This window comes from Acidobacteriota bacterium, assembly GCA_003225175.1.
In the GTDB taxonomy this organism is placed as follows: domain Bacteria; phylum Acidobacteriota; class Terriglobia; order Terriglobales; family Acidobacteriaceae; genus Gp1-AA112.
Genome location: QIBA01000057.1, coordinates 138,813 through 164,383, shown reverse-complemented (window position 1 = coordinate 164,383; position 25,571 = coordinate 138,813). Strand labels below are relative to the sequence as shown.

Here is a 25,571-nt window from a genome sequence, read left to right as displayed (position 1 = left end):
AGAATCCATCCCAAGCTGCCTACAAGTCCGTCTGAGTGCTAACCTTGCCTGCCTGAATGGTGAAGTGGACCGAGCTTCTGGGATTCGTTACCGGAGCAATCTGCGTCTGGCTGCAGGTGAAGGAGAACGTCTGGAACTGGCCTGCTGGAATCGCCAATAACATCTTCTATGTCGTCGTTTTCTGGCGGTCGGGGTTGTACGCGGACTCGCTGTTGCAGTGGTTCTACATCTCGATCTCGATCTATGGCTGGTGGAATTGGTTACGTGGCGGGGTGGCGCATTCGGAGCTGAAAATAAGTCGCACCTCGCAAAGTGGCATGCTTGTTTATGTCGCACTCACTGCTGCAGGCACCATCCTCTTCCATGAGCTCTTACGCCGATACACTAACAGCACAGTCCCATTCTGGGACGGACTCACAACGGCCATGAGTCTTACTGCTCAATACATGCTCACTCGGAAAGTCGTCGAGAACTGGTGGTGGTGGATTGCGGTTGACGTAATTTACATTGCCCTCTACGTCTACAAGCACCTGTATCTGACCAGCTTGCTCTACGCGATATTTCTGGCAATGTGCATCGCAGGTTGGCGCGAGTGGCAGCGCAGGATGACGAATCTTCCGGCGTCCGAGAGTAAACAAGTGCTTGCATGATCAAGCGAGTAGCAATTGTCGGAGCCGAGTCCACAGGTAAAACCACGCTCGCCCAGCAGCTGGCAGAGCATTTCGGAACGGTCTGGGTTCCCGAATATGGACGCGAGTATACCGAAGTCAGCGTCGGACGCGAGGCGTTCTTTGATTACAAGTGGCGCAATGACGAATTCGTTCTTATCGCGCAGAAGCAGATCGAACTCGAAGATCAGCTAGCAAAAACAGCCAATCGCGTGCTCATTTGCGATACCGATGTGCTTGCCACCTGCATCTGGCAAGAACGTTACATGGGAGCTTGGTCACCCGAGGTTGAGAAGATCGCCAAACAGCGTACGCATGACCTCTACTTGCTCACTGACTGTGACATACCCTTTGCCCAGGATGGGCTACGCGACGGCGAGCACCTGCGGCAATGGATGACTAACCGCTTTCGCCAGGAGCTCACCGAACGGGAATTGCGCTGGACCTTGATCTCCGGGAAAGACGAACAACGCTTGCGCACAGCAGTAGCCGCAATCGAAAAGCTCCTCAATCCGTCTGTTTGATCTTTGTGGAGTGGCTTAGGAAATCTTTTATGGTTGAAGCCGAGCGAGTTCCTTGCGATACAAGTCGTTTCCCGGGAATTCTCGCGAGAGTGCGGAGAGCAGGTCGCGCGCGGTGTTGCGGTCCTTGTCACGCAGCGCTGCGACCGCCAGCAGCAGGCGAGCGAAGGGGGCGAAGTAGTGGCCTTTCTCAGCCGTGATGCGTAATTTTTCCAGGCCCTCTACTTTGTCGGTTTGCGCTCCCCCAATATGTAAGATCCAGCGAATCGGAGCGGGATTCAAACCCAACAGATAATTCTCAACACCGACGGCAAGATAAGCGTCGTAGTAAGACGGATCGGCAGCTAACAATTTCTCCGCGATCGCCCGCGAACTCTTGGTGTAGCTGAGCGCCAAGAGGTTCTTTTTCTCGATCATCGCCGTGTAGTCACTGCGCAGGCCGTTGATCATCACTAATGAAAACAATGCGTGCAGATCATTCGGCGCTCTGGCGAGAACTTTGCTCGCGATCCGTTCGCCGCGCTGAAGTTCATTTTCAAAAGCTGCTCTTACGGACGGGTCTGGTGAGAGCTTCGGACGCTTCTCGAACTTCTCGTTTTGCGTGAAGAGGTCAAACTCCAAAATCTTCAGCCGATTGAATTCAGCAAACAGAAATGCCGCTGCATTCGAGACTGGGCCCATCGGATCATCAGGATGCGCTTGCTCCCATTGCGCGAAAGTCAGGTGCGCAGCAGAAAAGTCCAGGTTGTACATCTGCTCAAAGCCGCGATTCAAATCAACGGCAGAGGCCGGATCAGACGCGGAGCATGTCGCAACCCCAGCAAACCACGCAAGCAGCAGACACAAACCACCTCTCACCAACCTTGCTGCAACAAAACGTGATTTGGCGCAGTACTTCCTCAACGGAGTGGCAACCCCAACAGATGCTACAGATGTGAACAATGGAAGGAAAGTAAAGTTGCGTTACCGGTCAAGATACGCAGGGAACAAGCGGCCGGCCGCCCCAGCGCATTCGTGAGAGCGACGCTGGAGCGGACCCATTCGTACCGCCTTTTAATGAGGAATCGTGGAGTTTGTCGTCGAAGAGCAGTTTGTTGAATTTATTCCCGTCGCTTGATTTGTCCCTGCGGGCGAATTTGTTCCCGTCCCTGGAGTTGTTCCGGTAGTTGCCCCCTGAGTGGCAGTGCTGCTGCCGGAGGTTCCTGGAGTGACTTGAGCACAGTTTGTCGTGGGCGCAGTGCCAGCGGTTCCGGTGCTTCCTGTCATGGAACCGGTCGTTCCCGTTGTGCCCATATTGCCCGTGGTATTGCTGGTGCCAGAAGTCCCGTTAGCGCTAGTCGAGCCTGCGGTGGACCCAGCTGCGCCGACGTTACCGCTGGCGCCAGGCGTTATTGCTGAAGTGCCGGTGGTCGTGCTCGGATTCGTCGTTGAGGTCCCGCTCGCGCCTACCGTGGTGTTCTGATTGGTGGACGTCGAACCAATTCCGCTCGATGTACCCGTCGTGCTGCTACTCGGGTTCGCGCTGGTGGATTGACCAGCCGTGCTGCTGGTCTTAGTTCCGGTTGACGGACTGGCGGCCGGAGCCATCGGACCCGCCGCCGTGCTGTTTTGAGAACCCATGGTGGCTGTGCTGTTGGTTGTTGTGCTTGGACCGGCACTGGTGCTGCTTCCGCCCATTGTCGATCCTGTAGATCCCGCTGTCTGCGCTCCTGCCCAGGCAAATGCCATGAGCAAAACCGGAGCTGCTAACCATGTTCGTTTCATTTCTTGGAATCCCTCTTGAGTGAGAAGTTGAAATTTCCTTTGATTAAGAAACGTTTGCGTCGGAAATACCGGCACTTTGGATTTTGAATGGCTTGCCTAGGTTGGATTCGGTCGTCTGCTGGGGCAGATGCTCGAAATCGCGTGCTGCTGAATTCTCCCGATTCAGCTCCGCCGAATTGAGTCGAGAAGCGCCACGCCGAACTGAGACAAACACTGAGCTTCTCTTCTCATCTGACACAATCGTGCTTCTTCTCGGCTATTCAGGCTGGCTCTCCCGCCGCGCAGCTCTCTTCGACGTAGTTCTTTGCGCGACGTTTTTCTGCGCACAAACCGGACCAACCGCGACGCCGGCGCAAACACCTCACACATCGCAGCAAACGCAAGAGGTGCTTCCTTCCTACGAAGGGCAAAACGTCTCTTCTGTCGAGCTCGCTGGACAGCCCGAACTGAAAGCAGACAACCTGCTCCCCCTTCTCGCACAGAAAGCAAATCAACCGTTCTCGCAGGCGAAGGTGGATGAGACGGTTGCTGCATTGAAACGTGCAGGCCGCTTCCATGACGTCCAAATCCAGATCCGGCCGGAGCCCGCAGGCGTGCGGGTACTCTTTATCCTCGAACCTGCTGTGTACTTTGGTGTGTACTCATTTCCGGGAGCGGAACAGCGCTTTGCGTATGCACGTTTGTTACAAGTTGCCGAGTATCCCCCTCGCGGACCTTACACGTCGGTCGACGTAGCCAATGCGCACAAAGCATTAGAGAGATTCCTGCAACATGAAGGATATTTTCAGTCCACGGTAAAGCCACGGGTTGTTACGGATCGAGTCCATGGGCTCGCCAACGTCTACTTCGACATCAACCTCGGACGCAAGGCAAAGTTTGGTAAAGTCGCGCTGTCTGGAGCCACTCCGCAAGACACAGCTCTTCTCCAATCCAAGGTTCATTCGTTCCGTGCGCGGCTGCGCAATGCCGCCATCCGTGAAGGAAAGACCTACTCACTGAAAACTCTCCAGAATGCCACCAACTATCTGCAGAATTCGCTGATGAGCAAAGATCATCTCGATGCCAAGGTGAAGCTCATCTCCGCCAATTACAACGCCGGCAACAATCGCGCAGATATCACGTTCAACGTGCAGAGCGGCCCGTTCTATCACGTGAAGGTTCAGGGCGGCCATGTGTGGAGCTGGACCAAGAGGAAACTGCTACCGGTGTACCAGCAGGTCGGAGTCGATCCCGAAATTATTCAGGAAGGTCGCAAGAACCTGGTCTCTCACTTTCAGTCGAAGGGATATTTCGATGCGAAGGTAGATGTCAACACGCAGAAACAAACCGATGGTGAAACGATCGTTTATCAAATCGCGAAAGGACCGCGACACAAAGTAAAAGACGTCGACATCGCCGGCAACCAGACGCTAAAAGAAGACGACCTGCTCAAGCACGTGCCGGTGAAAAAAGCCCACATCTTTTCTCACGGAAGCTACAGCGAGAATTTGCTCCACACCAGCATCAAGAACCTGCAACGCGTCTATCAGGCCAATGGCTTCAGCGACGTCAAGGTCACCCCGGAGGTCCACAATCAGGCAGGCAACATCACCCTGACGTTCCGAGTGGTTGAAGGCGAACGCGACATCGTCGAAGCCATGCACGTCGAAGGCAACGACACGCAATCGCTCTCGGTATTAGCCCCGAAGGGTCTGAACCTCGCGGCAGGCAAACCTTATTCTCAGACGCTCGCGCAGCAGGACCGCAATACCATCATGGCTAATTACCTGAAACTCGGATATCTCAATGCCAGCTTCCGGCAAACAGCAAAGCCAATCGATAAAGATAAGCACCGCCTCGAGGTCAGCTACCTTATTGAGGAAGGTCCGCAAGTCAGAACCGCCAGTGTCGTGACTCTGGGCCGTGGCGAAACGCAACAGTCACTGATCAATCGCGTCGCTCCCATTTCGCCCGAAGCTCCGCTGCGGGAAGATGACATGCTCGCCAACGAGACTCAGCTCTATAACCTGGGAGTATTCGATTGGGCAGAGATCGATCCCAGGCGACGCATCACTACGCAAACAGAAGAGGATGTGCTGGTAAAGGTCCACGAGGCGAAGAGGAACGATCTGACTTACGGATTTGGTTTCGACGTAATCAATCGTGGCGGCAGCATTCCCAGCGGAACCGTAGCTCTGCCTGGGCTTCCCGTCGTGGGATTGAATAAGAACTTCAAGACCAACCAGAAGACTTTCTATGGACCGCGGGCTTTGATTCAATACACGCGCAAAGACCTGTGGGGCAGAGCCGAGACAATCAGCTTCAATGCCTTAGGCTCGCGCCTCGACCAGCGCGGTCAGATCGCGTACACAGATCCGTACTTCCGCGGGAGCAATTGGGCGTCGAGCTTCAATATTGGTGGAGAGCACGATGCGCAGAATCCAATCTTCACTTCACTGATTGGACAGGCAGGATGGCAGCTACAACGTCCTCTGAATCAGGACAAGACAACGAATCTGTTTCTCCGTTACAACTACTCGCAAACAGGGCTCACGAATCTGCTGATTCCCGATTTAGTACCAGCTTCCGATCGCCATGTACGCCTCTCGACTCTGTCGGCTACTTATGTGAGAGACACGAGAGACTTCCAACTTGATGCCCACAAGGGCCTTTACGAAACCTGGGAAGCCGACTTCAATCCTTCGGCTCTGGGTTCTAATTTCAATTTCGGAAAGTTCCTCGCCCAGACCGCATACTACAAGACCATGACGCAGCGCAAGATCGTTTGGGCAAACAGCGTGCGGACAGGGTTTGCCACTGCCTTTAGCGGACATGTTCCCCTCAGCCAGGAGTTCTTCACCGGTGGAGGCAATACTCTGCGCGGATTCGCCCTGAACGCGGCGGGGCCGCAGCGAGTTATCCCGGCCTGCGGAAATCCGAGCGATCCGAACACTTGCTCAAAGATCACCGTGCCCGTCGGCGGCAATCAGTTGTTCTTGGTCAATTCCGAGTTCCGCATTCCTGTGCCGCTGAAGGAAGGACTCGGAGTAGTTCCCTTCTACGACGGCGGCAATGTGTTCCGCACGATTGGTTTTCACGGTCAGTACACGAACACGGTGGGACTCGGATTCCGCTATGCAACCCCAGTAGGACCGGTTCGCGTGGACTTCGGTTACAACTTGAATGCTCCTCCGGGAGTCAAAACATGGCAGTACTTCATAACGATCGGACAGGCATTCTGAGCGGAGTTTAGGGCCCCTTGAGCGCAGCGCCAAATCTACCTCCTTATTACCACGAGCCGCCCGAGAAGCCACGCCTGGTTGCGCAGCCTGCGCCTCGCAGACGCTGGAAGAGAGTTGCTGCCTGGACCCTAGGCATTCTGCTGTTTCTCATCATCCTTGCCGTGCTCACGGTGTACGTACTGTTTCACAGCCGTGGAGTCCATCAGTACGTACTGCGAACGGCGCAAGAGAAGATCACGGCTGCTCTGGGTTCCCAGGTCCGAGTACGCGATTACGCGCTGCACTTCAACGGAATCTCACCCAGCCTGGATCTTTATGGAGTCGTAATTAACGGAGCGAATCCTTACCCGACTCCGCCTCTGCTGACCGTAGATCATCTTCACGCGGGAATCCGGGTGGTCTCCCTTGTCAGCAAGACGTGGTACATGGACGACGTGACCGTCAACCATCCCGTGGTCCGACTGTTCGTAGATGCGCATGGCACCGATAATCTGCCGCAGACGAAGAGCAGCGGGCAAAAGAACAATACCAGCATCTTCGATCTAGGCGTGCGCCATGCCCTACTCGACAACGGCGAGATCTACTACAACAACCGCAAGAGTGCGATGAGCGCCGACCTGCACGACCTGAACTTTCAGTCGGCGTTCGATCCTTCGCAGAAGAAGTACTCAGGCACGCTGAGTTACAAAGATGGACACCTCAACCTCGAGAACTTCAATCCGATACCGCACGACTTGGCCGCACAGTTCGACGTAACTCCGCAGCAATTCAAGTTAACGAATGCCACGCTGCATAGCGGCAACTCGCACTTTATTCTTAATGCGACGCTCACCGACTTTGTACACCCCCATGTGAATGCCACGTATCAGGCACTGCTCGATGCAGGGCAAATTCGGAAGACATTGAAGAACGCTTCGCTGCCGATCGGACTGCTGCAGGCTGATGGCTCGTTGGAATATCAAGCCAAGCCGGATACTCCGATGCTCGCGCTCATCGTCGTCGATGGCGGACTGAGCAGCCGCGAACTTCAAGTAGTCGCCCCGTCCTTACGCGCGAACATCCGCGACATCGGAGCGCGCTATACCGTGCGGCAGGGGAATCTCGAAGTAAAGAACATGCACGCGGGCCTTCTAGGTGGCGAGCTGATCGGCAATCTGAAGATCCACGACCTCGTTGGCAAGTCGCAGTCTCATCTCGTGGCGGATCTTCGTGGAGTCAACGTTGCTGATCTGAAGGCGATGATGAATTCACCCGCCCTGAAGCAGGTCGCACTAACGGGTCGCGTGAACGCTGACGCTGATGCCACCTGGGGACGCACGTTCGACAATCTGGTTGCGAAAACCAACGCGACCGTAAAGGCCGCCATCGCATCAACGGGCGGAAGTGCAGCTCCAGTGCCACTCAACGGCGTGATCCACGCCAGTTACGCCAATGCAACCAAATCGATCGCCCTGGCAGATAGCTACATTCGTCTCCCGCAGACCTCGCTGAATCTAAACGGAACCGTGAGCGATCGCTCGGCGTTGCAGGTTCGCCTGCAATCAAACGATCTGCACGAACTCGAAAACATCGCCGATAAATTCCGTGCTCCAGGCTCGCAACCATTCGGCCTCGGAGGCACCGCCAGCTTCAACGGAACTGTCCGTGGATCGATGACTGCTCCGCACTTGAATGGAGCGTTGAATGCCGACAATCTGACGGTCCATGGGACGCAGTGGAAGGTTGTGCGCACGAACGTCGACGCCAGTCCCGGCCTGGCGAGTTTGACAAACGGAGAGCTCGATCCCGCAGATCGCGGCCGTATTACCTTCAATCTCAGCGCAGGTCTTCATAATTGGGCATTCTCGAATACTAGTCCTATTCAGGTCGGGCTCAACGCCAATAATCTAAATGTCGGCGAGCTGGCAAAGGCCGGAGGAGTTACGACTCCCATTAAGGGAACGCTGGCAGCAAATGTCGCCGTGCACGGCACGGAGTTAAATCCTATCGGTCAGGGAACACTAAGCCTTACCAACGCTCAAGTAGCAGCCGAGCCAATCAATTCGCTCAACGTCAATTTCAATGGCACGGGCGACGTCGTGAACGCGAAACTGGCCGCTCGCATTCCTGCGGGAGCCGCAAACGGTAACCTTATCTATTATCCAAAGACGCAGGCGTACGACCTGCAACTACAGGCGCCGGGAATCCAACTAGCGCAATTGCAAACCGTAAAGCAGCGCGGAATGGATCTCTCCGGAGTACTCAGCCTGATCGCCAACGGACACGGAACAGTTCAGAATCCCCAACTCACGGCTTCACTGCAGATTCCCAAACTGGTCATCGACAAACAGACGGTGAACGGGATCGCACTAAATGCGAACGTAGCCAACCATGTCGGCAACTTCGACCTGAACTCGCAGGTGCTGAATACGTCGATCCGAAGCCACGGGAAAGTAAACCTCACGGGCGACTACTATGCAGATGCAACCCTCGACACTCAGGCGATTCCGCTCGAAACCATCGTAGCCGCCTACGCTCCGGCGCAAGCTGGAAAGCTGTCCGGCCAAACAGAGCTTCACGCTACTCTGCGCGGACCACTGAAGAACAAGAACCGCATCGAGGCTCATGCCCAGATTCCGATGCTGAACGTAAACTACACCAACACCGTGCAAATCGCGGCGGTGAGCCCGATTCATATTGATTACATGAATGGCATCCTTTCCCTTCAGCGGGCTCAGCTGCGCGGTACCGATACCGATCTGGCACTTCAGGCACGCGTGCCGATGAATGACCCCAATGCGCCGGTTTCGCTGCTGGCGCTCGGGACGATCGACCTCAAATTGATCGAGCTCTTCGATCCAGATTACGTCACTTCGGGACAGTTGAAGCTAAACATTAACTCATACGGGAACCGCGCGAACCCTGACGTTCAGGGACAAATTCAGGTTATGAATGCCGGATTGGCCAGCGGCGATCTTCCCTTAGGATTGCAAAATGGGAACGGCGTGCTCACCTTGACGAAAGATCGTCTGAACATCACCAGTTTCAAAGGAACAGTAGGCGGAGGAGAGGTTACGGCAAGCGGTGGCGTAGTCTATCGTCCGGCTTTGAATTTCAATCTGGCACTCGCTGGACGCGGCATTCGCCTGTTGTATCCAGATGGCGTACGGACTGGCTTGGGAACGAACCTTGCGCTCACCGGCAATTTGAATTCTGCGCTACTGACCGGACAGGTTCGTATCAATCAACTCTCCTTCGCTCCCGATTTTGACCTCATGGACTTCATTGGACAATTCTCGGGCGACACTGTTCCCGCTCCCTCGCAAGGCTTTGCCGATAATGTAAAGCTGGATCTCAGCGTCGCCGCGACCAACGGGATTAATCTCACGAGCCGCACCTTGAGTCTGGATGGCACCGCCAATCTTCAAGTTCGTGGCACAGCCGCGGATCCTGTGATTCTGGGCCGAGTGAATCTCTCAGGCGGCGACCTGATCTTCCAGAACAACCGCTACATTCTCGAAAGCGGAACGATCGATTTTGTGAATCCCTACCAGACTCGTCCGGTGGTGAATGCCGCGGTAAGCACGACCATCCAGGAATACAACATCATGATGCGCTTTGATGGTCCAGCGGATCGTCTGCACACTTCGTACACCTCAGTGCCATCACTGCCGCCTTCGGACATCATCAATCTCATCGTGAGAGGAAAAACAACGGAAGCTCAGGATGTAAGTGGATCGCAGCCCGGCAGCATGGGCGCAGAGTCGCTTGTGGCCTCGCAGGTGAGCAGTCAAGTAACGAGCAGGCTGGAGAAAGTAGCCGGAATCTCGCAGCTCTCCATCGATCCTGAATTGGGAAACAACCAGCAGAATCCCGGAGCGCGCGTCGCAATTCAACAGCGCGTCACCGGCAATCTGTTTGTAACATTCGCGACCGACGTGACCCAGACGCAGAACACGACGATAAAACTCGAGTATCAAGTGAGCCCCCGCGTCTCCTTCAGCGGCACGCGCGACCAAAACGGCGGCTTCGGCTTCGACACGAAGATTCACAAGAGCTGGTAATCCTGACACAAAAAAATGAAGCGCGGCGCGCCCTTGCCCGGCGTTCGTGCTGCATGAGAGTCGCCGGGCGAAACCGCCCCCGCTTCTATTGTTTTCAGCGGGGATCAAAGATCCCACTTGCTTTGCCGCGCTTGGTATCCTTTTTCCGAGTTCCTGAATCAAAGCAACGGTATCTTCGGAGAAGCTGGATGATGTTGAGAAGTATCGCGGCCTGGATTAGGGCCCTGCTGTTGCTGTCGATTGGCACCGTATTCATTTCCTGTGGTGGCGGAGGAGGATCAAGTTCCCTGTCACCTAGTGGAGGAATGACCCAGAACATCACCGTGACGGTTACGCCAGCTTCTGCCACTATCGATCCAGGCGGAACACAGCTCTACACGGCGACTGTGACGGGAACATCGAATATCAGCGTCACCTGGAGCGCGGGTGGAGTGCAGGGTGGAAACTCGACAGCGGGAACGATCAGTTCGTCGGGACTATACACTGCTCCAGCAGTTGCTCCGAATCCATCGAGCGTCACGATTACGGCCGTCTCGACAGCAGACTCGACCAAGTCTGGAACCGCCACGGCCAACATACGCGTTCATCACGACAACCAGGACCCGCAGAGTGGCCCGATCAAATTGGGCACGAGCGGAGGAAATTCAACGGATACGACGAGAAGCGGTAATCAGCTTTTTTGTTGCTCAGGGACTCTTGGTTCGCTGGTCTCTCGCGCTGGGACGCTCTACGTCCTCAGCAATAATCACGTTCTCAATAAATCGGACCAAGGGGCGGTTGGAGATCCAATTTCGCAGCCGGGGCTCGCAGACAGCAATTGCGGAACTGCAGGGATCCGTACAGTGGCCAATATGTCTCAGGCAGCCGCACTCAAGACGAGCAATGTTGACGCGGCCATTGCTCAGATCGTGACCGGCCAGGTGGATACCAGTGGAACTATCCTCGATCTCGCCGCGCCGGGACAACCGGCCCAGCCATCAGCAATTACGGGCCTTCCGGCGATAAACCAAGCAGTAGCTAAGAGTGGTGACGCCTCTGGGCTCACCTGCTCTACGGTGACGGCGACGAATGCGCTAATTCGCGTGACTTACTCCACTTCATGCCAGGGTGGCACGAATTTTGACGTTACCTATAACAATCAGGTCGCAATCGCAGGCGCGAATTTCAGCAACAGCGGAGACTCAGGGTCGCTTATCGTCGACTCGTCGAATTCGCGTCCGGTGGCACTGCTCTATGCCGGCAGCAATACCGGCACAGTAGGAAATCCGATCCAAGATGTTTACAACGCGCTGAAAGACTCGAATGGAGTAACTCCGCAGGTAGTCGGCGGCTCCGACCATCCGGTCGCATGCCCCGCGGGATTGCAGCTGCAACCCGGAAGTCCTGGTCCTCAGGAAAAACGAGGGCTACCTCAGAGCGAGATTTCGCGCGCCACGCTTGCGCGCAATCACCGCATGTACGAACTCATGCAGGACTCGGCTGTGGACACTGTCGAAGTCGGGCGTAGTGCCGACAATCCTGACGAGTCGGCCGTAGTAGTCACCCTCCGTGGCTTGGCAAGTCTTCCCATTCCGGCACAGGTAGATGGAGTCCGCACGAGGATCGTGGAAAACGGAGAGTTCAACGCATTACACCCTCAGGCAAAGCAGGCCGCAGCGCTCTCACCTATTTCGGAAACCGAGGTCGCTCGCGCACGCGGCGCCAAACAGCAACATGCCGAGGAACTGATGACGAACTCCGCCATTATTGGGGTAGGAGTAGGCGCAAGCAATGACAGTCCCGGCGAGTCCGCGATTGTGGTCTTTGTCGAAAAAGGAAAGTCCGTCGCTGTACCCGCCGTGATCGATGGCGTCCGCACCCGAGTCATTGCTACCGACCCGTTCCGGACATTCAATTGGGGAAAGAGCACGGTGAAAGCCTGTTCACGCAAATAGTAGGAAGAGGAATACGCAGGACCGCCGCGCGCACTCGCACGGGTTTTGCGGCGGATGAGCACGATGCTGTTTTCCCAGCTTCGCCGTTTTCCCATCAGCCGCGGCTTGTTATATTCTCCCCGGCATATAAAGCGTGAAACTGGGAGCGCACGTCTCCAAGGGAACACTCGCTTCCCTTCTGATATCCCCTTTCAAACACGGAGGCGAATTGGTCCTCGAGAAACGAGTAGCGGCAATTACCGGCGCGGCGCAAGGCATCGGACGCCGGACCGCCGAGGCCTTGGCGGAGAGAGGCTACTGTCTTGCGCTTAATGATTTGCGCATGCCCCACGAAACGATCCAGTCGATTCAGTCAAGGGGCGGGGAGGCTATCGGTTTTGCGGGAAATATTGCCGATGAGTCTGTTGTGGATGAATTCGTCCGCGGTTCGTACGACGCCTGGGGCCAAACGGACGTTTTGATCAACAATGCAGGCATCAGCTTTATCGCCGCGGCTGAGGCCACTTCGGGAAACGACTATCGTCGCGTGCTGGAAGTGAACTTAGTCGCGCCGTTTCTTCTCTCGAAGGCCTTCGGCAATAAAATGCTGGCTGCAGGTCACGGTTCGATCGTCAATGTAGCCTCTATAGCTGGGCTCGTAGGTATCTCGGACAGGGCGGCATACAACGCCTCGAAGCACGGACTTATCGGTCTGACGCGGACGCTTGCCGCAGAATGGGGTGGGAGAGGCATACGCGTAAACGCCGTCTGCCCAGGCTGGGTGAAGACCGAGATGGATGCTGTGGATCAAGCGCGCGGCACGTACACAGAGGACGACATCACGAGCCGCATACCCTTGGGACGCTTCGCGACGCCCGATGATATCGCACTTGCAATCGCATTTCTTGCCGACGATAAGCAGAGCGGATTCATTAACGGGCACTGCCTCACGGTCGATGGTGGCTGGACCGCTGATGGGAGTTGGGAATCGCTGCGCCGGAGCCATCGCTCTGCAGGTCACTAAGCTAGCACCTAAAGCAGATCGAATAAACTTCGGAACACCAGTGCTGAGCGGTATGCTGGTCAACTCTCTTCTGGCGGATAGCCAATCCAACCTCCCCGTTTTGCCCGGTCATCCAAGCTTGAAAATCCGACGAAAAGCAAGAACTTGCGTGAGGTGACCCTGTGACCGCCGAACCAAAATTTGCTGAAAAATGCGGAAACATTCAGCCGCCCGAGAAGCACTCCCCGGCCACGGTGGAAAGAATGATGCTGGTATTCCGGATCACTCATGGTAGAGACATGGCTCAGGAAGACCGAGATTATCTAGGAATCGCACCGTGCACCGGCGAGTGCTGTCCTTAGAGCGCTACAAAGCCAGCCTGGTTCCGGCCCCCGCGCCGTTAATTGGTTGTTCGGAGCAGAAGGCTTGCGCCAAGAATCAGTATTGTGGAACTGAGAGCATTTTTTGAACTACGCCACGCGATGAAGTCCTAAGCAATATAGCGCGCAAGGGAGGCGGGCCTGAAACACCTTCGCTCTTCGCTGTGTAACGGTGTACTGTCTATCGAGGCAATCGGTCAACGCGCCTGCAATAAAAATGCTGCCCATACCTTCTAGCGCTAGCGTCTTTCGTCACGTTGACACGCATCAACTCCGGTTTCACAATCGCCTCGATGTCCATCTGCCCCAGCTGCAACCAGAAAATCGTTACGCCGAGCATGTTCAATCTGCAGGCGTGGGCGGAGTTTGTCTGCCCTCACTGCCGAGCGAGGCTGGAAGCGAAGGCTCCGCGTTCGACGCCGTTTGCTGTGTTGATGACGTTACTCTTTGGGCTGGGTCGCCAAGGACACATCTTCGAAGTGATAGCCGTCGCATTTATGGTCGTCTTCTTTGCGATGTTTATTACTGAAGCAATGCATCCGCAGCTGCGCCTCAAGAAGCCCCTTCCAGAACCTGCGATTCGGCTGAATATCTTCGACAACCAGCAAGAATAGTCTTCCGAGGTTTGCAACAAACCTCCGACCCTCGCATGCCGTGCCCCTATTGCAGGACCTTTGCCGCTTCGGTAATTTCGCGCGGATGCATTTCCGTTAGTTTGCGCCAGCGAACGGTGCCGCTGCTATCCAGCAAGAATTCTCCGGGACCGCTAATTTCGCGACCGTCTTGTCCTCTTTGCGCAATAAGCAGATCGTATTGGCGAATGGCTTCCACCTTCGTATCAGAGAGAACCGGGAATGTAATACCGGCCTTGCGACACATCTCGCGGGATTCTTCAGGTGTATCAGCGCTGATGGCTACAGGGCGAACGCCGAGTTGTTGAAGAGAGCCAAGCGTACGTTGAATGCTCCGTAACTCGGAGACGCATGGCCCTCACCAATATCCTCGATAGAATACAAGCAGAACACCCCGCCTCGCCGGCGCACTGCCTGAGGATTCAGACAGTGGAGTTGAGAGCAGTTCTGCAAGCTTCACGTTCTTGTTGTTGCTGTCTGTGAGCGCAAATTCGGGAGCCTTCTGCCCGACCTGAGGTGCATTCTTGGCGACAGGATAGGCCTTCTTCATCTCATACATTCCGAAGGCGAACAGCGCCATCACAAGAACGCTGAGCGTAACCACAATCGGGCCCGCAATCCTTCCGCGGTAAGACTCAGGTGCGGAGTAGGTCCGCTGCAATCCGCCAACGATGAGCACCGCAGCGATAACGAATAAAGCCACGCTGATCCAGACAGCAGAGCGCGTGATTTCAAAAAGGGAGAAGAACGCAAACGGACTGAGCAGGCAAATAAGAAATCCAACCCACAACCGCCAATTCCAAGCTCTGGGACTCACAGAACCTCCACTTGCGTTGAAATGCAGAACCTAAAAATTGCCCGATATGGTAATACAACTCTACATCAGAACCGCCGGAAATTTTGCCACCGAGACGGCTCTGCGTCGGAGGCTGCCATTCAGACGACCGAGAGCAACCGACTATCGACTGTGTGTCGAAGATTGTAATCGTTTAATAGTCTCTTGAAGATGCATCATGACTGCGTGACGCTCCTGGCGATCCTGAAGTCGCGTTTGCAGCCGCGCTTCGGGATCCGTGCTCTTCGAGAGGCGCTGGATCAGTGTTGTTCCATCGGTCAGCTTCTTGTTGCCATCTTCATCATGACACCGCGCACAACCATGGCTGACGAAGATTTCCTTGCCCCGCTCACCGCGTGCAGCATCCGCTGAACTTGTTCGGAGTGTCTTTTGACCGACACAAATTGCGCAGCTTGAAATTAAGGCAAATAACAGAAGGAGCGTTGACCGCTTCATGGTTTACCTCCAGCTCCTTGAATAACCGAATGTTACACCCACGCCAATCGAAAGAGCCTGCAGGGTATTTTGCAGGGCATTAATTAATGTTCAGACCGGGCTACTCGCCTCTGACTTGTCTCATCAGAGTGAAATGCCCATGGAAACAACCGAGCTAATCCGGCAGACGAAGATTAACCGCGTCAAGTCTGAGCAGGCGATCAGAAGAAGTAAGACCCTCGTGAAACTAAGAACCACTCGCATCGGGAATGCAAAAAATGATTTCAATCAACCGCAGGGTGTCTTGAGAATGATATCTGTGGAGCCAGAAGCCCTCCGCAGAAGGTCGCGTGAAGTTCGTGAGCGGTCTCGCCAAGCCATCGCACAATCGCTGGTAACGCGAGAGGCAACGAGACAGCGGAAAAGTGTGTAGTAAGACTTGAATCGCACCGACCACCACTTGGTCAGCTAATCTGTTGCCATGAACATCTTGGGCAAACCAGCCGCGCCCACGCTGGTCACGAGCGGGCGTTTCGAAATCGAACAAGATGACGCTGTGGCTTTTCTCGAATATTCACTGGCCGGCAAGGTTCTCGAGCTCATCCATACTGAAGTTCCTCAAACGATGCAGGGCACCGGCGCGGGTTCGTCTCTCGTGCGGTCCGCATTGGAGTGGGCACGAGAGCACAATGTGAAAGTGGATGTCATTTGTCCGTTCGCCACTCAATACATCAAGAAAAATCCAGAGTATTCGGATCTACTGCTGCACTAAATCTGACTCTGGCAGAGTTCCCGTTTCGGAAATCCTTCGACAGCTCCGGTCTATTTGTGCTGATCGCTCGCCTGGTAGTGCCGCTGCAGAAGGTCAGCCAAAGTCGTTTGTGAAGTCGCGCCATATTAAATGAATGTGATTGGCATCGTCCTGCGTGTCGTCGAGTTCGATAAGAAATGAGGACGTCTGCGCGCGAATATGCCCGATGAAGAATGAAGGGCATTTCATAAACGCCTCTACAAAGCCCGCCCCTTATTTTGAACCATCATAGCTAATCCTGAATCGGAACTGTTGCCCTTATCATCGGAAGCAGCTGTTGGATCAAACCAAAGGAATCATGACATGGCACGAAAAGTAATTTACTGGCTTACGACCGGTTTGGTGGCCGCGATGTCGGCATTTGCAGCTTACGCTTACCTCACGAAGAGTCCGCAAGCGGTACAAGGTTTTGCTCACGTCGGCTATCCGCAACAATTGCGGGTTCTACTTGGCATCGCCAAACTTCTGGGCGCAATCGCGCTGGTCGTACCCGGGCTGCCGAAGCTCAAAGAATGGGCTTATGCCGGCTTCACATTCGCTTGGATCGCTGCCTGTGTCGCCCACTATCTCGCAAAAGACGGCGCAGAAGCCTTCCTGCCGCTGGTGCTACTGGTGCTTCTGGCGATCTCGTACGTAACGCGTCCAGCGGGTCGGCAATGGAGGGCCACGGTGACAGCGTAGAGCTTCCATGTTCTGGTCTGCAAGGCAGCGTGCACAACTCCCGCGACAAGAGGACGATACTGAACTGTTTCCCAGCAGGGCCTTAGTACTACAGCCATGGAATTATCGTTAGGACTCTCAGCCTTGTTAACTACGGCAATATAAGGGGTTGCTGAGATCACTAACGAGAAATGTCGCTATTCTGTCCGCTTGATTAAGATTTTCTTCGGTATTCTTTCGGGCTACACCTAAGAGGCAGTTCCGATGTAAGGCGGGGAGAGACTCGCTTAGCCTCCACGAAGTTCTTTTGGAGGCAACATGCAAGCCACCTATCCTCTTATCGGCAAGGCGATTCTCATCGGAGCATTGTCTGCCACAGCATCAATGATCTCCGGCTGTGGAACAACCGCACAACCCTTCGCATCAACCACCTCGACGTCGGCTGCGGCCTCACGACTACAATCCCCACACCTACTCCCACTCCGACACCTACTCCAACGCCGATACCTACCCCAACGCCGACTCCTACTCCAACGCCGATTCCCCTTTCAGGAATTCCTCATTCATCGCACGTTGTACTTGTAATTGAAGAGAATCACATGTTCAGCGAGGTGTACCCAAACGGCATGCCTTGGCTATCGGCGCAAGGAAAAAAGTACGGATACACGACCAACTACCACGCCGATGAGCCCGGCTCCGCCCTCGACTATTTCTGGTTGTCGTCTGGCAGCGGAGAACAGGCGTTTGGATGCTCAGGTGATGGATGTCCCAACCCCATCACATCAGACAATATCTTCCGGGAACTCGGGCGAGCAGGCCTGACGTGGAAAGTTTACGCACAATCCCTGCCTAGCGCCGGCTTCATGGGCAGCTCCTCCGGCTACTATGTGGCTCGTCACAATCCGGCAAAGTGGTACTCCGATGTGATCAACAGTCCGGCATTGCAGCAGAACATGGTCCCGTTCACAAAATTCGCAGCAGACCTGGCCGCCGATCAGCTTCCAAACTACTCGATTATCGTTCCCGATGTGGATAATGATGCCCATGACGGCACCGTGCAACAGGCTGACGACTTTCTCAAGAACAACGTTGCCCCATTGCTGAACACTCGCTACTTCCAGGCAGGAGGCGATGGCTTGATGTTCATTACCTTCGACGAATGCGATGGAGCTGTGGGCGCTTGTCCGGAGCAGGTGTTCACCGCCGTGATTAGTCCCAATGTGAAGCCAGGAACCGTGTCGTCGACGATGTACAAGCATGAAAACGCTTTACGCACGATTCTCGATGCACTTGGAGTGAAGGTCTATCCCGGCGCGTCTGCCAGCGTTGCGGATATGACAGATTTCTTCTAGAGCAGCCCACGAAGGTCCAAACTGATGGCAGATTTAGAGAAGGGCACGGATTCCATCCGTGCCCTTGCTTATCGCAGCGGTCGCGGGTCGCCAACGATGTTAGCTCGCGATGTATCAGCGGCCACTCGAAGCACGTTCAGCGCCAGCTCCTGTAGGTAGATACTTCTGGAACCAATCCAGCGTCCGTTTAATGGAGTCGATCTGATTCTCGCGCTTGGCAAAACCGTGTCCCTCGGCGGGATAGTAGTGAACATCGACTACGTTTCCGCGTTTTTTCAGCATGTCGACAACCTGGTCTGTCTCCTCTTTTGGGACACGGGGATCATTTTCGCCCTGCAGCACCAGCAGCGGCGCTTTGATGTTGGCTATGTACGTAATCGGTGACGTATCTTCATAAACCTTGCGATTTTTCTCCGGATCTCCCAGCAGGCTAACGATGTATTGCCGCAGCAAGGGATCAGAGTTCTTCATCATCGTGAACCAATCCAGCGGGCCGAACAGATCAACCGCGACGGCAAAGGTTTGGGGATACTTGCCTACTGCCATCAACGTCGTGTATCCGCCATATGAGCCTCCGATTACCCCTACCTTTTTGGGATCGGCATAGCCAGTGTCAAGAACAAACTGAACGGCCGCCATGTCGTCTTTCAGATCACCGTTTCCCAGGTCCTGATAGTTGGCTTTCTGAAAATCGATGCCGTAGCCGCTTGAACCCCGCGGATTTGGCGCGATCACGATATAGCCGCGAGAGACCAGAGCATTTATGGTTCGGTTGAAACTGTCTTGCGATTGGCCGGTGGGACCACCATGTGGGTACAACACCCCGGGATTTGATCCGTCGCGCTTTAGATTGAACGGCAGGTACAAAAATGCGCTGATGATTTTTCCATCGAAGCTCTTATAGTGAACGATCTGTGATTGCGGCAGATTCTGCGGATTCAGACTGGCCAGGGCGGAATGCGTTAGTTGCCGGGCCTGGTCGGTGCTGGTGTCGTAGATCCAAAGGTCGGCTGGGGTATTCGATCCGGCATGAGCGATCATGATGCTCTTGCCATCGGGCGAGAAGTGTTGAGGACCGTAGAAGGCGTTAATACCCTCCGGCATGCTGAGCTTTCGGGATTGCCCGTGGAGATCGCCGAGATACACCTCTCTGCGCCCATCCTGATTGATGTCATAAGTGAAATGCACGCTGTCTGGCGAGAACTCGCCGGGACTCGCCTCCCATTGCGTGTCGGTCACCCAGGTTATCTTTTTGCTGGCAACATCGAGCAAGGCAACATTCTCGAATCCGCCTTTCTCATTCGAGGCGAGCAAAATCTGACGGCCATTGGGTGAAACCGAGCTGCCGGCGTGCGATGACTTCCCCGTATGGGGCGTTAGGTTGCTCGCCTTTCCCGAAACGACATCGATGGCATAGATATCGGTGTCGGTGCCTACTAGATCGCCGCGATTTGCGTACAGAGTTTTGCCATCACGACTCCAATCGACGACGGACCATGTGTACTGCGGATCCTCCTCGTGCGTGAGCTGGCGCAGCTGGCGAGTTGCTAGCTCAAGGACTGCCACATTGTAGGAAGGAGCTTCTTTGGGTTTGACGACGCAACCCAGCCACTTGCCATCACGCGACCACCGAGGCGACTCCTCCCTCACGTCTGGAGTATTCGTCAGGTTCGTGAGCTGCGCTCCGTTGCTTGAGATCAGATAGATATCCCAGAGCTCATTGCCACCTTTGTCCTGGGTGAACGCAATCCATTTGCTGTCCGGGGACCACTGTCCTTCCTGCTGCCTGTCATCGGATTGCGCGAGTTGTATTGGCCAACTTCCGTTGGCGGCTACCTTCCAAAGATTGGCGCGCCCTGTAAGTGTGGTACTGAGCTCGATCTCCTTGCCATCGGGAGACCAGGCCGCATCATAGATTAGACGCGTCAAGAAAAGATCTTCCACCTGCACTGGTTTGGCATTCGCATTTTGCTGTGCAGTGACCGATTTTGAATCCGTGATCTGCCGGTCATTGGGACCGGAAACCGCGAATGATGTCCCTAGCAGCATTAACCACACGAAATTTTTCATGATGTCTTCTCCCCATCTCTCGAGCTTCGTCTCTCTGCCCGAAAGGAAATGTTCAAGCCGCCGGATCGTTCCGGCCGCAGTATCCCTGGATTTATTTTTTGTCGTATGGAAGGGCTGAGTGAAGTTGATGAATGGCTTCGTCGCAAGCCTTGAGAGCCTCGAGGCGGTGACCACCGAAATCGTGCGCAGCCGCCTGAAGCTCTCGCTTGGCTTCTTCGAGCTCACGAATCGCGGAGCGAATGTGAGGATGATGCTCGCGTCGTTCCTGGCTTTCCTGCGTTCTCTTACTAGGACTGAAACTGGATTTTGGCTGCGCTGGAAGAGCTGCGGAGAGGAAGCAGGCAAGCAGCATTGCGATTGCTGCGCGGATAACTATTTTCACGAAGCGCCTCCGAAGGTTGATTTTGCTGCGGCGATAGCATACAGCAGCGAATGGGGCATCGCTTATAATCGAGAGTTCCGCTGTGCTTCTTGCACGATTCTGTTCGTTTCCTATTCGAGGAGCAATCATGTCCACGGCCCCTTCCATTGGCACTCGTCTTGAGAAAGACTCCATTGGCCCAAAAGAGATTCCGGCGCATGTCTATTACGGCATACAGACTGCGCGCGCGGTGGAGAATTATCCTATTTCGGGAATGCGGGCGCACGCGACGCTGATCCGCGCTATTGCCATGATCAAGCGAGCATCTGCGGAAGCCAACAAGGAGCTTGGGCTGGTAGACGCGAAGGTTGCCGACGCCATCATTGCTGCCGCACAGGAGGTGATCGACGGCAAATGGGACCGCGAGTTTGTGGTTGATGTCTTTCAGGCGGGCGCCGGCGTCAGCTTCCACATGAATTCGAACGAGGTAATCGCCAATCGCGCCGAAGAGATCCTCGGCGGCAGGCTGGGCGAGTACAAACGAGTTCATCCCAACGACCACGTCAACTATGGGCAATCGACGAACGACGTCTTCCCTACCGCGATGCGCCTGGCCACACTCATCGAATTGGAGAAACTCTATCCAGTGCTCGACGCGATCGCTGGGAGCTTCGACAAGAAGGGCAAAGAATTCTGGGAAGTGATGAAGTCCGGCCGCACCCACATGCAGGACGCGGTGCCAATTCGGCTCGGCCAGGAATTCGCTGCCTATGGGCTTACGATTCGGAAAGCCACAGCCAATATCCGTTCTAATTCCGAAGACTTGCATGAACTCGGGCTTGGCGGCTCGGCTGTGGGCACTGGAATCAACACACATCCTGACTATCGTGGACTTGCCATCGCAAAGCTCATGCGCATCTCCGGACAGAAACTCATGCCCGCGGTGGACATGCGCTGGGCCATGCAATCGAATGCACCCATGGCCGAGATTTCAGCTGCGCTGCGGAACCTTGCTCTGGAGATAATTCGCATCTCGAATGACATTCGCCTGCTATCGTCAGGTCCCAATACGGGATTCGCCGAAATTTATTTGCCCGCACTTCAACCAGGATCATCGATCATGCCCGGCAAGATCAATCCCGTAATGCCGGAGCTGGCGGCGATGGTTTCTTTCCAGATAGTAGGGAACGACACCGCGGTCGCCATGGCCGTTCAGGGGGGACAGCTCGAACTAAACGTAATGATGCCGACGATGACCTACAGTGTGCTGCAGTCGATCACGATCATGACCAACATGCTTCGCCAGTTCGACAAGTTCTGCATTAGCGGGCTGACCGTCAACAAAGAGCGCTGCCGGTTCTATGCGGAAAGCACCGTGTCGCTGGCGACGGCGTTGAATCCATACATCGGATATCAGAAGGCTGCGGAGATCGTGAAGGAGTCGGTGGCGACCGGAAAGTCGATTATCGACATCGCCCGTTCCCGAGGACTTCTAAAAGAAGACGAGATCGCCAAAATCCTCGACCCGGTAAACATGACCGAGCCACAGCGCCCGCTTGAGGCTGCGAAGCAGCGAGAGGCGATCAAGGCGCGTTAGAATCAAAGCATCCGAAGATGTCCCTGACCCGACAGCAAGCTCTCGATATGTTCCGCTCCGATGATCTGATTGGCGTCGGCATGGAAGCCGATGCCGTGCGGCGCAAGCTGCATCCGGAAGGCGTGGTTACCTACATCATCGATCGCAACATTAACTACACCAACTTTTGCACCGAGTACTGCTCGTTCTGCGCTTTCTATCGTCCATTGAAGGGTAAGTTGGCTGCTGAGGGGTACATCCTCGATTTCGACACGATTTACGAAAAGATACGAGAGACCCTGGAACTGGGCGGCACGGGTGTGCTCATGCAAGGCGGCTTGCATCCGGATTTGAAGATCGACTGGTTCGAGCGACTGCTGCGCGGAATCAAAGAACGTTTTCCCAAAGTCCATCTGCATTGCTTTTCGGCCTCGGAAATCATTGCTATCGCCGAGTACAGCGAGCTCACGATTCGCGATACCATCATGCGGCTGCGGGACGCCGGCCTCGATTCCATTCCGGGAGGAGGCGCCGAGATCCTCGACGACGACGTTCGCCATCGCATTGCGCGACTCAAATGCCTGACCGGCGACTGGCTAAACGTCCATCGCACGGCGCATCAACTCGGCATGCGCACTACGGCAACCATGATGTTCGGCGTTGGCGAGAGCTTCGAGCAGCGTATCAATCACTTCCAGGTCGTTTACGATCTGCAACAAGAGACTGGCGGATTCACCGCGTTCATTCCATGGAGCTTCCAGCCGAAGAACACCGCTCTCGGCGGACGCAGATGGGACGAGGCCACCTCTGTCGAGTATCTAAAGCTCTTGGCGATCTCACGGCTCTTTCTCGACAACATCGAAAATGTGCAGGCTAGTTGGGTGACGCAAGGTTTGAAGGTTCTGCAGCTTGGATTGCGTTTCGGGGGCAATGATGTTGGCTCCGTGATGCTGGAAGAAAATGTCGTGCGCGCCGCGGGAACTTCAAATTGCACAACGGAAGAAGAGCTGCGTCACATCATCCGCGACGCAGGATTTAAACCTGTGCAGAGAGACACGCTGTATCGAACGATGTTCCTGAACTAAAGCGCTGGCAGCTGCAACTCGGCGTTCAATAGCGAATCGAAGCTCCCGCTTTGAGCCTCTCTGGCACCCCTGGCCAAGGCCGCGCGCTCAGTCATTCAGCTACAATGGTTGTAGTTCATTTTGCGCGCTGAATGTCTCTCCTTTCCCCCACACTTCTGAGCCTCGCTCTATTTGCCCCTCATGGGCTCATACACTACTTCAAGAGTCACTTTGGCGACATCAGGATCAATGGCTTTGGCTTCAAGGGGCTGTATCGGCTCAACAGTTTCGATTTAGCGCTTCTGATTCCGTATTTCATCGTCCTATTCGTTCTTGCCTCGTACGGTATTCACCGCTACGTGCTGGTCTATCTCTATTACAAGCACCGCAGGAACAAGGTGGAGGATTCGCCGACTCGCTTTACCGAACTGCCCCGCATCACGGTCCAGCTTCCGATCTTCAACGAGCAATTCGTGATCGACCGTTTAGTAGACGCCGTCTGCAGGATGGAATATCCACGCGAGAAGCTCGATATCCAGGTGCTCGACGATTCGACGGACGAGACTGTCGAGGTCGCAAGTGCCGTCGTGGAGCGCTATGCAGCATTGGGATATCCGATTACCTATCATCATCGAAGGAATCGCTACGGATTCAAGGCCGGAGCTCTGCAGGAAGGAATGAAGGCGGCCAAGGGCGAGTTCATCGCCATTTTTGACGCCGACTTTGTGCCGCCGGAAGACTGGTTGATGCGCGTTGTCCATCACTTCGCCGATCCCGAAATAGGAATGGTGCAGACGCGGTGGACCCACCTGAATCGCGATTATTCTTTCCTGACCAACGTCGAAGCAATTCTGCTGGATGGGCACTTCGTCCTGGAGCATGGTGCACGCTCCCGCAGTCACGTGTTTTTCAACTTCAATGGCACGGCAGGCATGTGGCGGCGGCAGGCAATCGAAGACGCCGCCGGATGGCAGCACGACACGCTGACGGAAGACACCGATCTCTCGTATCGCAGCCAGCTCAAAGGCTGGAAGTTCAAGTATCTGCAAGATGTCGAATGCCCTGCTGAGCTTCCTATCGAGATGACCGCCTTCAAAACGCAGCAGGCACGTTGGGCAAAGGGACTGATCCAGACCGCCAAGAAGATTCTTCCTGCTGTGCTGCGCTCAAATGTGCCCTTCCGGATAAAGACTGAGGCCTGGTATCACTTGACGGCAAATATCAGTTATCCCTTTATGGTTGTGCTGTCAACGCTGCTGCTGCCGGCGATGATCATCCGCTTTTATCAGGGGTGGTTCCAGATGCTGGTGATCGACCTGCCGCTGTTTATGGCGTCGACATTCTCGATCTCTTCTTTTTATCTGGTATCACAGAAAGAATTGTTCCCTCGACGCTGGCCCAAGACTTTTCTCTACCTGCCATTTCTCATGGCGCTCGGCATTGGCCTTACGGTTACGAACACTCGAGCGGTTATGGAAGCTCTGTTCGGAATAAAATCTTCATTCAAGCGCACGCCGAAATATCGTGTGCAGGCGAAGGGCGAGAAGTCGATCGCAGCACGCAAGTATCGCAAGCGCCTGGGCTTCGTTCCCTGGATCGAACTTCTGATTGGGACGTATTTTGCAGCAACCGTGTACTACGCCTTGAGCAACGAGAATTACATCACCGTCCCCTTCCTTCTGATCTTCGTTCTTGGGTATTGGTACACGGGACTGATGTCGTTGCTGCAGGGACGCTTCGAGCGTTTCCGTGGTCTCCCAGAACCACAGAGCACAAAACCATTTCCAGTCGGTGTCTAAGGTTTTGCTGGCGTGGTTCCGGCCGCCTTCGGCCGGTGCGCAGATGGGGACTTCGTGTTAATTCTCGATGCAGTGCCAAGAGCGACTGCTCAGCACACAGTCACGAAATCTGATGCCGCCTACCGGCGGAGGCGCCCGGAACCACCTAGCCAAAAGTTGCAGGCAACATCGCGTTGTAAAGAGTTGTAAATCTCGCCTGCGAACGCCCTATGGCGCTAACTTTCCCCGCCCTTTGGACGTCTATTTAGGCGAAGAGACATTGTGGAAAGTCAGGGGTGGCTTTCAACGATGCTCCTCCCAGGCTCTGGCAAGCTGGGTTCTTGTCAGTGCATGGAGTTTCGCCCTCTCTAATCGAAATGTTCTCTCCACCCGCAGGCTTCGCACCTGCGGGTATTTTTTTCTCGGGGCGTTCGGCTTTCGGCGATCAGCGTTGGGCCAGTCGGCTGCTGTTCTAAGCGCACAA

At 54.9% G+C, this 25,571-nt stretch carries 24 protein-coding genes and 1 pseudogene; 15 read left to right on the top strand and 10 right to left on the bottom strand.

The window, feature by feature from the left end; all coding sequences use genetic code 11:
• Window positions 1–56: 56 nt before the first annotated feature.
• Window positions 57–650: a nicotinamide mononucleotide transporter gene (locus tag DMG62_16990; GenBank protein ID PYY21847.1), complete on the top strand. Its 594-nt coding sequence runs from the start codon at window positions 57–59 to the stop codon at window positions 648–650.
• Window positions 647–1,192: a hypothetical protein gene (locus DMG62_16985; protein ID PYY21846.1), complete on the top strand. Its 546-nt coding sequence runs from the start codon at window positions 647–649 to the stop codon at window positions 1,190–1,192. The genes DMG62_16990 and DMG62_16985 overlap by 4 nt, the downstream gene beginning before the upstream one ends.
• A 27-nt stretch (window positions 1,193–1,219) precedes the next feature.
• On the opposite strand, the gene DMG62_16980 is transcribed toward DMG62_16985, so the two are convergent.
• The gene (locus DMG62_16980; GenBank protein ID PYY21845.1) at window positions 1,220–2,035 is read right to left on the bottom strand and encodes a hypothetical protein; all 816 of its coding nucleotides are present in this window, start codon (window positions 2,033–2,035) and stop codon (window positions 1,220–1,222) included.
• Between the two features lie 207 nt (window positions 2,036–2,242).
• On the bottom strand, window positions 2,243–2,809 hold the full coding sequence (locus tag DMG62_16975) for a hypothetical protein (GenBank protein PYY21844.1): 567 nt from the start codon (window positions 2,807–2,809) through the stop codon (window positions 2,243–2,245).
• 227 nt (window positions 2,810–3,036) lie between these two features.
• On the opposite strand from DMG62_16975, the gene DMG62_16970 reads away from it, so the two are divergent.
• Window positions 3,037–6,174 (top strand): hypothetical protein, encoded by a 3,138-nt coding sequence (locus tag DMG62_16970; GenBank protein PYY21843.1) that lies wholly within the window; start codon window positions 3,037–3,039, stop codon window positions 6,172–6,174.
• 17 nt (window positions 6,175–6,191) lie between these two features.
• Window positions 6,192–10,217, top strand: coding sequence for a hypothetical protein (locus DMG62_16965; GenBank protein ID PYY21842.1), 4,026 nt, complete (start codon window positions 6,192–6,194; stop codon window positions 10,215–10,217).
• A 94-nt stretch (window positions 10,218–10,311) separates the two neighbouring features.
• On the opposite strand, the gene DMG62_16960 is transcribed toward DMG62_16965, so the two are convergent.
• Complete coding sequence (locus DMG62_16960; GenBank protein PYY21841.1) at window positions 10,312–10,536, bottom strand: hypothetical protein; 225 nt, start codon at window positions 10,534–10,536, stop codon at window positions 10,312–10,314.
• On the opposite strand from DMG62_16960, the gene DMG62_16955 reads away from it, so the two are divergent.
• Entirely contained in the window at window positions 10,523–12,151 is a 1,629-nt protein-coding gene (locus DMG62_16955) for a hypothetical protein (protein ID PYY21840.1), read from the top strand. The genes DMG62_16960 and DMG62_16955 overlap by 14 nt on opposite strands.
• 208 nt (window positions 12,152–12,359) lie before the next feature.
• A complete protein-coding gene (locus DMG62_16950; GenBank protein PYY21882.1) occupies window positions 12,360–13,154 on the top strand; it encodes a short-chain dehydrogenase in 795 nt (264 codons plus the stop codon).
• 59 nt (window positions 13,155–13,213) lie between these two features.
• Here the strand turns inward: DMG62_16950 and DMG62_16945 are convergent, their stop codons facing one another.
• Window positions 13,214–13,423, bottom strand: a complete 210-nt coding sequence (locus DMG62_16945) for a hypothetical protein (protein ID PYY21839.1) — start codon at window positions 13,421–13,423, stop codon at window positions 13,214–13,216.
• Window positions 13,424–13,851: 428 nt separating this feature from the next.
• On the opposite strand from DMG62_16945, the gene DMG62_16940 reads away from it, so the two are divergent.
• Window positions 13,852–14,127 (top strand): hypothetical protein, encoded by a 276-nt coding sequence (locus DMG62_16940; GenBank protein PYY21838.1) that lies wholly within the window; start codon window positions 13,852–13,854, stop codon window positions 14,125–14,127.
• A gap of 46 nt (window positions 14,128–14,173) precedes the next feature.
• Here the strand turns inward: DMG62_16940 and DMG62_16935 are convergent, their stop codons facing one another.
• From DMG62_16935 to DMG62_16925, 3 genes are all read right to left on the bottom strand, one after another.
• Window positions 14,174–14,476 (bottom strand): hypothetical protein, encoded by a 303-nt coding sequence (locus DMG62_16935; protein PYY21837.1) that lies wholly within the window; start codon window positions 14,474–14,476, stop codon window positions 14,174–14,176.
• Between the two features lie 27 nt (window positions 14,477–14,503).
• A complete protein-coding gene (locus DMG62_16930) occupies window positions 14,504–14,935 on the bottom strand; it encodes a hypothetical protein (protein ID PYY21836.1) in 432 nt (143 codons plus the stop codon).
• Window positions 14,936–15,103: 168 nt separating this feature from the next.
• Complete coding sequence (locus tag DMG62_16925) at window positions 15,104–15,436, bottom strand: hypothetical protein (protein ID PYY21835.1); 333 nt, start codon at window positions 15,434–15,436, stop codon at window positions 15,104–15,106.
• Between the two features lie 133 nt (window positions 15,437–15,569).
• Between DMG62_16925 and DMG62_16920 the strand changes: the two genes are divergently transcribed.
• Both DMG62_16920 and DMG62_16915 read left to right on the top strand, forming a co-directional pair.
• The gene (locus DMG62_16920) at window positions 15,570–15,848 is read left to right on the top strand and encodes a hypothetical protein (GenBank protein PYY21834.1); all 279 of its coding nucleotides are present in this window, start codon (window positions 15,570–15,572) and stop codon (window positions 15,846–15,848) included.
• Window positions 15,849–15,896: 48 nt separating this feature from the next.
• Entirely contained in the window at window positions 15,897–16,187 is a 291-nt protein-coding gene (locus tag DMG62_16915) for an N-acetyltransferase (GenBank protein PYY21833.1), read from the top strand.
• Between the two features lie 50 nt (window positions 16,188–16,237).
• On the opposite strand, the pseudogene DMG62_16910 reads toward DMG62_16915, so the two are convergent.
• Window positions 16,238–16,415, bottom strand: a pseudogene (locus tag DMG62_16910) (hypothetical protein).
• A 114-nt stretch (window positions 16,416–16,529) separates the two neighbouring features.
• Between DMG62_16910 and DMG62_16905 the strand changes: the two are divergent.
• Both DMG62_16905 and DMG62_16900 read left to right on the top strand, forming a co-directional pair.
• A complete protein-coding gene (locus DMG62_16905; GenBank protein PYY21832.1) occupies window positions 16,530–16,907 on the top strand; it encodes a DoxX family protein in 378 nt (125 codons plus the stop codon).
• Between the two features lie 578 nt (window positions 16,908–17,485).
• Window positions 17,486–18,238: a hypothetical protein gene (locus DMG62_16900; GenBank protein PYY21831.1), complete on the top strand. Its 753-nt coding sequence runs from the start codon at window positions 17,486–17,488 to the stop codon at window positions 18,236–18,238.
• 114 nt (window positions 18,239–18,352) lie between these two features.
• Here the strand turns inward: DMG62_16900 and DMG62_16895 are convergent, their stop codons facing one another.
• Both DMG62_16895 and DMG62_16890 read right to left on the bottom strand, forming a co-directional pair.
• The gene (locus DMG62_16895) at window positions 18,353–20,308 is read right to left on the bottom strand and encodes a S9 family peptidase (GenBank protein PYY21830.1); all 1,956 of its coding nucleotides are present in this window, start codon (window positions 20,306–20,308) and stop codon (window positions 18,353–18,355) included.
• A gap of 91 nt (window positions 20,309–20,399) precedes the next feature.
• Window positions 20,400–20,837, bottom strand: a complete 438-nt coding sequence (locus DMG62_16890; protein ID PYY21829.1) for a hypothetical protein — start codon at window positions 20,835–20,837, stop codon at window positions 20,400–20,402.
• Between DMG62_16890 and aspA the strand changes: the two genes are divergently transcribed.
• The 4 genes from aspA (at window position 20,818) to DMG62_16870 (ending at window position 25,563) form a co-directional block, all read left to right on the top strand.
• The gene (gene aspA, locus DMG62_16885) at window positions 20,818–22,266 is read left to right on the top strand and encodes an aspartate ammonia-lyase (protein ID PYY21828.1); all 1,449 of its coding nucleotides are present in this window, start codon (window positions 20,818–20,820) and stop codon (window positions 22,264–22,266) included. The genes DMG62_16890 and aspA overlap by 20 nt on opposite strands.
• A gap of 17 nt (window positions 22,267–22,283) precedes the next feature.
• Window positions 22,284–23,330: a dehypoxanthine futalosine cyclase gene (gene mqnC, locus DMG62_16880; protein ID PYY21827.1), complete on the top strand. Its 1,047-nt coding sequence runs from the start codon at window positions 22,284–22,286 to the stop codon at window positions 23,328–23,330.
• Window positions 23,331–23,461: 131 nt separating this feature from the next.
• Window positions 23,462–25,108: a glycosyl transferase family 2 gene (locus DMG62_16875; GenBank protein PYY21826.1), complete on the top strand. Its 1,647-nt coding sequence runs from the start codon at window positions 23,462–23,464 to the stop codon at window positions 25,106–25,108.
• A gap of 275 nt (window positions 25,109–25,383) precedes the next feature.
• Window positions 25,384–25,563, top strand: coding sequence for a hypothetical protein (locus tag DMG62_16870; protein PYY21825.1), 180 nt, complete (start codon window positions 25,384–25,386; stop codon window positions 25,561–25,563).
• The last annotated feature ends 8 nt before the right edge of the window (window positions 25,564–25,571 follow it).